The sequence below is a fragment of the Arthrobacter koreensis genome, from assembly GCF_009193255.1.
GTDB classification, from domain to species: domain Bacteria; phylum Actinomycetota; class Actinomycetes; order Actinomycetales; family Micrococcaceae; genus Arthrobacter_B; species Arthrobacter_B koreensis.
Genome location: NZ_WACG01000001.1, coordinates 800,760 through 812,629 on the forward strand (window position 1 = coordinate 800,760; position 11,870 = coordinate 812,629).

The 11,870-nt window shown below is 64.1% G+C and carries 12 protein-coding genes and 1 tRNA gene; 7 read left to right on the top strand and 6 right to left on the bottom strand.

The genetic code is table 11. From position 1 onward, the window contains the following. Positions 1-6: 6 nt before the first annotated feature. The 7 genes from GD628_RS03765 (at position 7) to GD628_RS03795 (ending at position 6,339) form a co-directional block, all read left to right on the top strand. A tRNA-Gly gene (locus GD628_RS03765) sits at positions 7-80 on the top strand. A gap of 93 nt (positions 81-173) precedes the next feature. After that, the gene (gene panD, locus GD628_RS03770; RefSeq protein ID WP_176697528.1) at positions 174-593 is read left to right on the top strand and encodes an aspartate 1-decarboxylase; all 420 of its coding nucleotides are present in this window, start codon (positions 174-176) and stop codon (positions 591-593) included. A gap of 241 nt (positions 594-834) precedes the next feature. Continuing rightward, on the top strand, positions 835-2,157 hold the full coding sequence (locus GD628_RS03775) for a sugar ABC transporter substrate-binding protein (protein WP_152273860.1): 1,323 nt from the start codon (positions 835-837) through the stop codon (positions 2,155-2,157). Beyond that, on the top strand, positions 2,154-3,116 hold the full coding sequence (locus tag GD628_RS03780) for a carbohydrate ABC transporter permease (protein ID WP_091601742.1): 963 nt from the start codon (positions 2,154-2,156) through the stop codon (positions 3,114-3,116). The genes GD628_RS03775 and GD628_RS03780 overlap by 4 nt, the downstream gene beginning before the upstream one ends. After that, entirely contained in the window at positions 3,117-3,959 is an 843-nt protein-coding gene (locus GD628_RS03785; RefSeq protein ID WP_091601739.1) for a carbohydrate ABC transporter permease, read from the top strand. It abuts the gene before it with no gap. A gap of 36 nt (positions 3,960-3,995) precedes the next feature. Then, positions 3,996-5,273 carry an ABC transporter ATP-binding protein gene (locus GD628_RS03790; protein ID WP_091602212.1) on the top strand — a complete coding sequence of 426 codons (1,278 nt, stop codon included), beginning with the start codon at positions 3,996-3,998 and terminating at the stop codon, positions 5,271-5,273. Between the two features lie 82 nt (positions 5,274-5,355). Beyond that, a complete protein-coding gene (locus GD628_RS03795; protein WP_091601737.1) occupies positions 5,356-6,339 on the top strand; it encodes a nuclear transport factor 2 family protein in 984 nt (327 codons plus the stop codon). An 80-nt stretch (positions 6,340-6,419) separates the two neighbouring features. Here GD628_RS03795 and GD628_RS03800 read toward each other — a convergent pair whose 3' ends face one another. The 6 genes from GD628_RS03800 to rpmB all read right to left on the bottom strand — a co-directional run bounded on the left by GD628_RS03800 (position 6,420) and on the right by rpmB (position 11,826). Further along, positions 6,420-8,333, bottom strand: a complete 1,914-nt coding sequence (locus tag GD628_RS03800; RefSeq protein ID WP_091601734.1) for an NHL domain-containing thioredoxin family protein — start codon at positions 8,331-8,333, stop codon at positions 6,420-6,422. Next, positions 8,330-10,477: a bifunctional copper resistance protein CopD/cytochrome c oxidase assembly protein gene (locus GD628_RS03805; protein ID WP_091601731.1), complete on the bottom strand. Its 2,148-nt coding sequence runs from the start codon at positions 10,475-10,477 to the stop codon at positions 8,330-8,332. The genes GD628_RS03800 and GD628_RS03805 overlap by 4 nt, the downstream gene beginning before the upstream one ends. A gap of 116 nt (positions 10,478-10,593) precedes the next feature. Continuing rightward, a complete protein-coding gene (locus tag GD628_RS03810; protein WP_055239039.1) occupies positions 10,594-10,878 on the bottom strand; it encodes an HU family DNA-binding protein in 285 nt (94 codons plus the stop codon). A 236-nt stretch (positions 10,879-11,114) separates the two neighbouring features. Next, positions 11,115-11,420: a 30S ribosomal protein S14 gene (rpsN, locus tag GD628_RS03815; protein ID WP_055239038.1), complete on the bottom strand. Its 306-nt coding sequence runs from the start codon at positions 11,418-11,420 to the stop codon at positions 11,115-11,117. 2 nt (positions 11,421-11,422) lie between these two features. Further along, complete coding sequence (gene rpmG / locus GD628_RS03820; protein WP_013602737.1) at positions 11,423-11,590, bottom strand: 50S ribosomal protein L33; 168 nt, start codon at positions 11,588-11,590, stop codon at positions 11,423-11,425. Then, positions 11,590-11,826, bottom strand: a complete 237-nt coding sequence (rpmB, locus tag GD628_RS03825; protein ID WP_055239037.1) for a 50S ribosomal protein L28 — start codon at positions 11,824-11,826, stop codon at positions 11,590-11,592. Before rpmB ends, rpmG begins: the two co-directional genes overlap by 1 nt. Positions 11,827-11,870: the final 44 nt, after the last annotated feature.

The window sequence follows — 11,870 nt, forward strand, 5'->3', positions numbered from 1 at the left end:
CGCCGTGCGGGCGTAGCTCAATGGTAGAGCGCTAGCTTCCCAAGCTCGATACGCGGGTTCGATTCCCGTCGCCCGCTCCACCACAGGGAGAAAAGGCACCTCCGGCCCCAGGCCGGAGGTGCCTTTCTTTGCCGGATGGCAGACCACGTGCCGGGCGTACACTTGAACACGCTATGAACCGCAAAATGTTTAAGTCCAAGATCCACCGTGCCACCGTCACCCATTCCAACCTCCACTACGTAGGCTCCGTGACCGTGGACGAGGACCTGCTCGACGCAGCAGACATCCTTCCCGGTGAGCTGGTCTCGATAGTTGACGTGGACAACGGATCCCGGCTTGAAACCTACACAATCGCCGGCGAGCGCGGGTCCGGCGTTATCGGCATTAACGGCGCGGCCGCGCATCTGGTCAACATCGGGGACAAGGTCATCCTGATTACCTATGCGGACATGAGCACCGAAGAGGCGCGTGCCTATGTTCCCGCCGTCGTCCATGTGGACGGCAGCAACCGCATTATCGAACTCGGCACCGATCCAGCCGAGGCGGTCACCCCGGGCACACAGCGCCCGCCGTTCGCAGCTTCCCGGCACTGACCTACGGGTCCGCCACTTGGATTCCGGCGCCGGAGGAGGCGCCTGCACGCCTCCTTCTACCCTCAGCGGACACGGTTAGATAACAGTTCGCTCCCCTGCCACCTGAGCTTTCACGGGTTTGCCCGCGGAACTGTGGCGTAATGCACCTTGTTGGGCATATGGTCGATCGAAAGGTTGCTGAGCTTCCTTTCGCGGAACATCACTGAAGTCCGTGCCTACGACGAGGTGGAGGCATATACCCATGCCACAAGGTGCAAAACATCACGGCAGACACCGGATAAGGAAGTCTGCAGCTGCGGGGTTCGCCCTCGCCGTCGGCGCCACCCTGCTGGCGGGCTGCAGTTCGGATTCCGGTTCCACGCCTACCCTGACGTGGTACATCAACCCGGATGACGGCGGACAGGCCGAACTGGCGAAGCGCTGCACTGACGCTTCGAACGGGGAGTACACCATCGAGACTTCCCTGCTTCCCAACGATGCCCCGTCGCAGCGGGAGCAGCTGGCGCGGCGGCTCGCCGCCGGTGACACCAGCATGGACATCATGAGCCTGGATCCGCCCAACGTGCCTGAATACGCGGAACCGGGCTATCTGGCTCCCATTCCCGATGATGTGCGCGAACGTACCACCGCCAACGTTCTTGAGGGCGCCCTTGCGGGCGCCACCTGGAAGGACGAGGTTGTCGCCGTACCGTTCTGGGCAAACACCCAGATCCTCTGGTACCGCAAGTCCGTAGCCGAGGCAGCGGGACTGGACATGAGCCAGCCCGTCACCTGGGACCAGCTGATGGAAGCCGTAGCCAGCCAGGACAAGTACCTGAGCGTGCAGGGTGCCCGGGCCGAGTCGATGACCGTCTGGGTGAATGCCCTGATCGAATCCGGTGGCGGGCAGATCGTGGAGAACCCGGACGCTTCCGCCGACGAGATCCGGCTGGGCATCGATTCCGATGCCGGCAAGAAGGCTGCGGAGATCGTCTCGAAGATTGGCAAGGACGGACTCGGCGGCCCGGGCCTGCCCACCCAGACCGAGAACTTCTCAATGATCCAGTTCCAGGGTGACAAGGGCGCCTTCATGGTCAACTACCCCTTCGTCTGGCCCGCCACCAATGCGGCCGTCGAGGAAGGGTCCCTGCCCGCTTCCCTGATCGACGACATTGGGTGGGCCCTCTACCCGCAGGTCAACGAGGGAGAGGAAACCGCTCCCCCGCTGGGCGGCATCAACCTGGGCGTCGGTTCCAAGAGCAAGCACCCGGACCTGGCGTACAAGGCAATCGAGTGCATCGTCAGCCCCGAAAACCAGGCCTACTACTTCGCATCGAACGGTAACCCGCCGTCCAACCCGGACGCCTACAACGATCCGGAAGTCGTTGACACCTTCCCCATGGCCGGAACCATCCGTGAATCGCTGGACCTGGCAAAACCCCGCCCGCAGACTCCGTACTACAACGAAATCTCCACCGGCATCCAGCAGACCTGGACGCCGCCGCAGGACGTCAATCCGGACACCACACCGGGAACCAGCCAGCAGTTCATTCTTGAGGTCCTAAAGGGAGAGAGGCTGCTATGAGTACGTCAGTGGAAACACGTGCCGCCGCCGGCGGCAGCCCCAAAGGGCGCAAACCCGGGCTGAGCGACAGGGCCAGGGCTGAACGGCGGCTTGGATTCTGGCTTGCCGGCCCCGCGTTCATCATCATGCTGGCCGTGACTGCCTACCCGATCCTGCTGGCTCTGTGGGACTCCCTCTTCAAGTACCGCCTCACAGCGCCGGATGACAGGCAGTTCGTCTTCCTGAGCAACTACGCCACCATCCTCACGGACGAAGTGTTCTGGCGGGACCTGCTGGTGACCGTGCTCATCACGGTGGTCACCGTGATCATCGAGCTGATCCTCGGGTTCGCCCTGGCCATGGTCATGAACAGCGCGCTGAAAGCCGTCCGCGGCTGGCTGCGGACGGCCATCCTGGTGCCCTACGGCATCATCACCGTGGTGTCGGCCTTCGCCTGGTTCTACGCCTTCGACATCAACTCCGGGTACGTGAACCACTGGTTCAGCTGGGTTCCGGGCATCAGCACGGACCTGAACTGGTTCGCGGACTTCGGCACCGCCATCACCGTGATCATGGCTTCGGAGATTTGGAAGACGACGCCGTTCATCTCGCTGCTCCTGCTGGCCGGACTTGCCCAGGTTCCGGGGGAACTGACGGAAGCGGCGGAAGTCGACGGCGCCACCTGGTGGCAGCGCTTCACGCGGGTGATCGTGCCGAACATGAAGGCCGCCATCATGGTGGCAGTCCTGTTCCGCGCATTGGACGCTTTCCGCATCTTCGACAACGTTTACATCATGACCAAGGGAGCGTACGGCACTGAGACGCTGTCCCTCCTGGCCTACCGCACATCCATTACCCGGTTGGAGATCGGCATGGGTTCGGCGGTTTCCGTCCTGCTGTTCCTCTGCGTCATCCTGATTTGCTTCATCGCAATCAAACTCTTCAAGGTGGACCTGACCGGCGCACGAGGGGGCAACTAAATGGAATCGTCACCGATACGCAGGCGCATCACCTGGACCATCATTTCCATCCTGGTGATCGTCTACGCACTGTTCCCCGTCGCATCCATCTTCGCGACGTCGTTCAAGCTCCCCAGCGATCTCACCTCCGGCACGTTCCTGCCGACCACCTGGTCCACGGTGAACTACGAACAGATCCTGGTTGGAGACGCCCAGGAACTGTTCCTCTCCGCGCTGCGGAACTCGATCGGCATTTCGCTGATCGCCACGTTCATCGCCGTCGTGCTGGCCACACTCTGTGCCTACGCCATTGCCCGGCTGGACTTCCCCGGCAAGAAGCTCGTGCTGACCACCGCACTCGGCGTCTCGATCTTCCCGGTCATCTCGATCGTGACCCCGCTGTTCAACCTCTGGCGGAACATTGGCCTCTATGACACATGGCTCGGGTTGATCATCCCCTACCTCTCCCTCACCCTGCCCATCTCCATCTGGACCCTGGCTGCGTTCTTCCGCCAGATTCCCTGGGAGCTGGAGCAGGCAGCGCAGGTCGACGGCGCCACCACCTGGCAGGCGTTCCGGAAGGCGATCGTTCCGCTCGCCGCCCCCGGCGTCTTTACGACGGCAATCATCGCGTTCTTCATTGCCTGGAATGACTTCGTGTACGGGATTTCGCTTACTTCAACCTCAGCTGCACGGCCGGTGCCTGCGGCTCTGGCCTTCTTCACCGGCGCTTCCCAGTTCGAAGCGCCAACCGGAGCAATTTCCGCAGCCGCGATCATTGTGACCATCCCGGTCGTTGTGCTTGTACTGCTGTTCCAGCGACAGATCGTTTCCGGACTAACCCAGGGCGCCGTCAAGGGCTAGCCCCAGACGCACGGTACTAGAAAAGGAGCCATGAGCATGGCATCTATTACGCTCAACCATCTCGTCAAGAAGTACGGGGACGGCTTCCCGGCTGTCAACGACATCAGCCTGGACATTGCCGACGGTGAGTTCATCATCCTGGTGGGCCCCTCCGGCTGCGGCAAGTCGACCCTGCTTCGGATGATCGTGGGCCTGGAGGACATCACCTCCGGTGACCTGCTGATCAACGGGGAGCGCGTCAATGACAAGGCTCCGCGTGACCGGAACCTTGCCATGGTGTTCCAGAACTATGCCCTGTACCCGCACCTCACGGTGTTCGAGAACATCGCGTTCCCCCTCCGGCTGAACAAGGGGAAGTACAGCGATGAGGAAGTGAAGAGGCTGGTCAACGACGCAGCCGCCACCCTCGAGCTGACCGAGCACCTGGACCGCAAGCCCGCCAACCTCTCCGGCGGGCAGCGGCAGCGTGTGGCCATGGGCCGCGCGATCGTCCGCCAGGCAGACGCGTTCCTGTTCGATGAACCGTTGTCCAACCTGGATGCCAAGCTCCGCGGGCAGATGCGTTCGGAGATCTCGCAGATGCAGCGCCGCCTGGGCGTCACCAGCATCTACGTCACCCACGACCAGACCGAAGCCATGACCCTGGGTGACCGGGTGGCCGTGCTGAAAAAGGGAATCCTGCAGCAGGTAGCTTCGCCGCGGGAACTCTACGAGCAGCCGGTCAACCTGTTCGTTGCCGGCTTCATCGGATCGCCGTCGATGAACTTCCTTCCGGCCACCATCAAGGAGGGCAACGTCCTTGAAACTGCCGTGGGAGACATCCGGATCCCCGAAGACAAGGCCGCCAAGGCCGCGGGCAAGAAGGTAGTCCTGGTGGGTATCCGGCCGGAATTCTTCGAGGACGCGTCCCTTGTTGAGGGGGACAAGAAGGCCCACGGATCCACCTTTACCGCGCCGATCACCCATACCGAGTGGCTGGGCAACGAACAGTACGGCTACATCCATTTCGACCCGACACCGGAAGTCCGCGAGCTGCTGGACAACCTGGCCCGGGACATGGACGCTGACGAGCTCCGTCCGCAGATTGTGGTGACGCTCGACGCCGCCAGCCGGGTACGCGGCGGACGCGAGGCAGAGCTCTGGCTGGACACCCGGAAGATCCATATCTTCGATCCGGAGACCGGTGAGAACCTGACCCGCGACCCCGAGGCGGGGGCGGAACTCACCGAGGAAGCCAACGAGCGTCGGGCCGAAGAGATCGCCATGGCACGCGAGGATGTTCGGGAAGCGGCAGGTACCGCCGCAGACTCCTAGCCGTCCCGCAGCCGGCCGGAGGAACCGCAGCACGCGGGCCCTCCGGTCGGCTGCGCACGGAAACGGCAGGTAACGTAAGAGCGTGCAGGCATCATCACCGGTAATCAAGGCAGTCACTATCTGGCTCACTGCCCTCATGCTCTCCATCGCGGCCGCCGTCGTCGTGATCTGGCTCGTGAACGCCAAGGTCTACGGGCCGGCAAAGCAGGTGGAGAACTACTTCCAGGCGCTCCAGGACGGAGACGGCGCTCTGGCCCTTGGAATCCTCAACGCGGAGGTGCCGGAGGCAAACGCTGCCCTGCTGGACGCGGACGCACTGCGTGCCTCCACTGCAGGCCTTGAGGTGCTCGGCATGGAGGAGGTCTCCACGTCCATGGACGGGCGCACCAACGTGGTGGTGAACTACCGGCTTGACGGAGCCGAGCAGCAGTCCACCTTCGAGCTGGAGCAGACCGGCACCCGGTGGATGTTCTTCGACGAGTGGTCTTTCCGGCCGCAGGACCTGCCCACCGTGCGCGTCAACGCGCCCAACCAAAACGAGGCGCAGCTGAACGGAGCCCGGGTCCTGCTGCCCGAGGGCAGCAACACCTTCGCCGCGTTCTACCCCTCGCGGGTGGCGGCCTCCTACACCAGCGGGTACTTCGAGGCACCGGAGCAGTCCGCTGTCCTGGCCGGGCCGGGCGACTCAGTGGACCTGACGCTGCGCAGCCAGGCTACCGAGGAACTGGTCAAGACGGTTGATGCCCGGGTGCGCGAGTTCCTGGACAACTGCGCCGGCGAGCAGAACCGCCTGGCACCTCCGGGCTGCCCGTTCTACCACCTCACGGACAACCGCGTGGAGCCCCCCATCACCTGGGAGATCCTGGAGTACCCCACGGTGGAGATTTCTCCGGCTGACGGCCACTGGGTACTGGCCCCGCTGCAGGGCAAGGCCCGCGTGAGCGCCACCCAGACCGATCTCTTCTCGGGCGCGCAGAGCCCGCTCATTGAGGAGAAGGACTTCACCTTCGGCGCCCGGCTCTCCGTGACCGACGCCGGAGTGTCGCTGACCGCCGTCATCGACTAGCTCCCCCCACACACAAACGAGATAACAGAAACTGCCCGTATCCGGCCGGATACGGGCAGTTTCTGTTATCTCGATGGTGGTTAGTCGAGGCCGCGGAGGTCCAGGGTCAGTTCCGTTTCGCCGCCGGCCTGCATCACCACGGGGATCCCCCAGTCCTGCTGGTACAGGTGGCAGGCGGCGTGGTCCGGGATTTCTCCGCCGGGTTCACCGTCGCAGGCCGCAGCGCGGGCGGTGATGTGCAGGACTCCCTCGGCAACGGAATCGGAAAGCACCAGTTCACGGACCAATCCGACGGCGGTTCCCCCGCCCGAAACCAGCAGCTCCTCCGGGGAGGAAGAGATCTTCAGCTGAGTGGGGTCTCCCCACCGGTCATCAAGCTTCTGTCCCTTGGGCGCGGCGAAGCGGACGGTGAGGCCCAGGGCGCCAGGTGCCATGGGGGTCTTCGGCCGCTGGGTCTGCCGGGCCCCTTCATCCACGGACTGCGCTTCCTTGGGGATCGGCAGCCGGACCAGCTGGTGCTTGTTGGCCTCCACAACCACCAGGAGCGGCTCGTCGGACGTCGAGTCCACCAGGACTCCCGAGGGCTCTGCGAGGCCGCGGGTGAGGGTGGAAACGGTCTTCGTCGCCGGGTCATAGCGGCGCACGGCGCCGTTGTAGGTGTCGGCGATCGCCACGGAGCCGTCCGGAAGGACAGCGACTCCCAGCGGGTGCTGGAGCCGTGCCTCGGAAGCGTCGCCGTCGCGGAAGCCGAAGTCGAACAGCCCGGCGCCGACGGCGGTGTCCACCGTGACGGCGGGCTTGCCTGCGGCGGAGGTGTCGAAGCGGAGCCGGCGCAGTGCGGACGTCTCGGAGTCGGCGACCCAGATGCTGCCTTCAGCGTCCTGGGCGAAACCGGAGGACTGGGCAAACCAGGCGGCGTCGCCGTCGCCGTCGAGCAGGCCTTCAAGGCCGGTTCCGGCCAGGATGGACAGCGCGCCGGTGGCGGGGTCGAAGGCGAAGATCTGGTGGGTGCCGGCCATGGCCACCACGGCCTGGCCCAGCGCGGTGGACCACAGCACATCCCACGGAGAGGACAGCGAGGTCCCCAGCGGATCGGTTCCCAGGTCCGTGGACGCGGGGGCGGTCTGGTTCTCAGCGTCAAGCAGCCGCTGGATCCCGTTTCCGGCCACGGTGGTGACGGCTCCGGTGGCCAGGTTCACGCCGCGCAGGCGGTGGTTGACGGTGTCAGCAACCAGCACGTCGTAGTCGAGGGTCTCTGCGACGGCAGCGGGGAGCACGGTCAGGCCCTGCGGTTCATTGAACCTGGCCGTACCGGCGTCGCCGTCGCGCCAGCCCTTGGTGCCTTCACCAATGACCCGGCGCACCGTGGAGAGGTCCGCTTCCAGTTCCACCAGGCGGTGGTGGCCGGTGTCCGTGACCAGGAAGGTTCCTTCCGGCAGGGCTACCGCCTTGCCCGGGAAGCGCAGGTCTCCGGAGGTTACCTCTGCCGGCACGTACGGGCCGTCGCCGCGGTGCAGGGTGCCCTTGGCTTCGTGCTCAGCCACCAGCTCAGCAACCAGGGACTCCAGGCCGGCTGCGTGGCCTTCGCCGGAGAGGTGGGCCACGATGTAACCCTCGGGGTCAATGACCACCAGGGTGGGCCAGGCACGGGCCGTGTAGGCCTGCCAGGTGGCCAGTTCCGGGTCATCGAGGACGGGGTGGTGGATTTCGTAGCGTTCGACGGCGGCAGCAAGTGCCACCGGATCGGCCTCATGCTCGAACTTGGGCGAATGGACGCCCACGGTCACCAGGACGTCGGAGTACTTCTCCTCCAGCGGCCGCAGCTCATCCAGGACGTGGAGGCAATTGATGCAGCAGAAAGTCCAGAAGTCCAGCAGGACGATCTTGCCGCGGAGGTCTTCCAGCCCCAGCTGCTTCCCGCCCGTGTTGAGCCAGTTGCGGCCTTCCAGCTCGGAGGCCCGGACGCGGTATCCGGCGCGCACCGTTTCAGTCATCTGCGTTCTCCTTGGTCTGTCCTAGCATCACGTTCGGCCAGCTGGGCGAACATATTGTTGTAAGCCGTAAGTTCAGCATCGTTATTCCGTTCGGCCGCACGGTCTTTGCGTTTTGTTTCACGTGCATCCGTCCGGGACCACTGGAGAGCGACGCCAATCGCCACCAGAACCGTGGGAACTTCGCCGATTCCCCACATGATTGCTCCACCCAGCTGTTGGTCTTCCAGGGCGCTGACGCCCCAGTCACGGCCCATGTTGCCGAAGTAGGACGCCTGGATCAGCGAGGTCTGGCCCATCACCGCCACACCGAAGAACGCGTGGAATGCCATGGTGGCCAGCAGGATGACCAGGCGCAGCGGGTACGGCGCCCGGCTGGGCAGCGGATCGATCCCGATCATGGTCAGGATGAAGATGTAGCCGGTGAGCAGGAAGTGCAGCACCATCAGCTCATGGCCCACGTGCTCGCGCAGCGCGAAGCCAAAGAGGTCCGAGTAGTAGAAAATCACAATGGAGCCGGCGAAGTTCACTGCCGCGAAGATCGGGTTGGTAATGATCTTCGAGTACCGCGAATGCACCCCGATCAGGATCCATTCACGCAGGCCGCGGCTGCCGTCCCGGCGCGGGGTCAGGGCCTTGAGTGCCAGGGTGACGGGCGCTCCGAGAACCAGGAACAGGGGCACCACCATGGTCAGGGCCATGTGGCCAAGCATGTGCGTGCTGAAGAGCACCATGCCGTACACGGCGGGCGCACCGGAGGTGACGTAGGTCAGCGCAACAAGGCCAACCAGCCAGCACAGCGTCCGGACCAGGGACCATTTGTCTCCCCGGCGGCGCACTTTGATGACTCCAAGCACGTACGCGACGCCGATGGTCACTGTGATCGCGACCCACAGCCAGTCGAAGCGCCACTCGGTGAGGAATCGCTCAGCGGTCAGCTCGGGAGGCAGGTCGTACCCGGTGAGGATACGGGCCGGGGAAGCGTTCGGCGGCAATTCCTCCGGCCGCGGCGGGGCCGTGCGTGCAAGTGCCGCGGCAACGCCGGAAATGGCCCCCATGATGAGCAGTTCCACGCCGACGAGCTGCCACAGCACCCTGCGGGCACTCATGGAGCGTGGTGTCTCCGCTGAGGTCCCCTTGGTGGACCCTGCCGCCTGGGCCGGCAGCTGCGGGATGATCCAGCGCCGGTGCAGGAAACCGAAGACGCCCAGCACCAGCGTGGCCGCTACCTTGAAGAGCACCAGGGCACCCCAGCGTGAATCGAGCTGCTCCAGGGACGTGATCCGCAGTGAGGCGTTAACCAGGCCGGAAAGGGAAACCAGGACAAAGCCGAAACCGGCCAGTGCCGAGAACCGGCGCAGCACCACCCCGGTGATGTCGCCAAGCTGCCTGGCTATGACGACGAGGACGATGAGCCCGCCGATCCACACACAGACGCCAATGAGGTGCAGCCCGATCGAGTTCACGGCGGCACTGTGGTCATCACCGCCGGCCGCGTGGCCCACCAGTGCCATGGGCAGCAGTCCGCCGGCAGCAAGTATCAGCGTGAGAGCCAGGCCGGTGAGGGAACGGACACCAAACGTCAGGGTAGTCACGACGGCGGCAATAATGCTCACTGCCAGCCAGGCGCGTCCGGTGGCGAAATCGGTGAGGAAGGATGCGAGCCCTTCGGTATAAGACGGGTCCGGGCTCAGCGGCAGGCCGGAGACATCCGAGTAGGTGAACAGCATGACCGCGATGGCGGACAGTGTCCACAGCGCGGCGGCGCCGGAGGCGAGGTACATGGCCTGCGTGAACGCAGGATGCTCTGGACGAGTCTCCCGTTCGCCTTTGCCGGGGCGGGGCCCGGTGTGCTTGGGAAGTATGAAAACGGCGAACACCAGGGCGCCGATGACTGCCGCAACGGCACCGTTCTGCAGCGCCTTGGCGATGGGCAGCCCCCAGCGGGTCAGCGCACCGGGGTCCGAGAGCTGGGACGCCGCGGCGGCACCCGTGAACAGCAGCGCAATGCCCAGGGCGAGAACCATGACACCCGCGGCAGCAGCCAGCCAGCCGTTGCGGGCCGGGTGTCCGGCTTCGGACGCCGATCCGGCAGGACGGCCCGGTGAGGTGTTCTGGGTCTTGGCAGAGTTTGGCACGGTATCCATTCTCTACCCCTTGTAAAAATTGGGCCAATCCCGGCCGCTGGTTGGACCAGCCTGCGGGCCCGGGAACACGGGAGGCCGGCACCATCCGGTACCGGCCTCTCGGGAAAGCGAGAATACTACTTCTTGGCGACAGCAGCCTTCAGCTTGGAGCCTGCGGTCAGCTTGACGCTGTGGCCGGCCGGGATCTGGATGGTTTCGCCGGTCTGCGGGTTGCGGCCCTGGCGAGCTGCACGGTCGGTGCGCTCAACAGCAAGCCAGCCCGGGATGGTGATCTTTTCGCCGTTGGCAACGGAAGTGGCGAAGATGTCGAAGACAGCGTCGAGCACGCCGTTAACGGCGGTCTGGCTGTTGCCGGACTTCTCTGCGACAGCGGCAACAAGTTCACTGCGGTTCATAGCCAATTTATGTCCTCCTGGACTCTGGTGTTTAGCGCGAGCGGTTCACGGATGCGTAACCGCCTCTGTTCGAAAACTTACCAGCTTAGAAGCCTAAGTCACGCTGAAAACCCCGGTTTTTCGCGGTTTTTTCGGGTTTTTGGGCAAAATCCGGGGAGTTTTGGATGCAGTAAAGTGCCGGGCATGAAAAAAGGGCGGCAACCACGGGGGTTGCCGCCCTTTTCAGGCGTGGAAAGCGGAGCTTACCAGCTGGACTTCTTGATGCCGGGCAGTTCGCCGGCGTGAGCCATATCGCGGAAACGCACGCGGGAGATACCGAACTTCTGGAGGGTACCCCGGGGGCGGCCGTCAATCTGGTCGCGGTTGCGCAGGCGAACCGGGGAAGCGTTGCGGGGAAGCTTCTGCAGGCCGAGGCGTGCTGCTTCGCGTGCTTCGTCGGTCGCGTTCGGGTCGACCAGGGTCTTCTTCAGTTCGAGGCGCTTGGCAGCGTAGCGCTCAACAACAACCTTGCGCTGCTCGTTGCGGGCAATCTTGGACTTCTTTGCCATTCTTAGCGCTCCTCACGGAATTCGACGTGCTGGCGGATCTTGGGGTCGTACTTCTTCAGAACCATGCGGTCCGGGTCGTTACGACGGTTCTTGCGGGTCACATAGGTGTACCCGGTGCCGGCGGTCGACTTCAGCTTGATGATCGGACGAACGTCCTTGTCCTTAGCCACTAGAGCTTCACACCCTTCGCGAGGAGTTCGGTGACGACTGCGTCAATGCCGCGGACGTCGATCGTCTTGATGCCGCGGGCGGAAACCTGCAGCGTCACGTTGCGGCGCAGGGACGGAACCCAGTAGCGCTTCTTCTGAATATTCGGGTCGAACCGACGCTTGTTGCGGCGGTGCGAGTGCGAAATGCTGTGACCAAAGCCGGGAACAGCTCCGGTTACCTGGCAGTAAGCTGCCATGATCTCTCCTCCAGTTGTAGTAAATATGACGGTCCTCAAAAAAC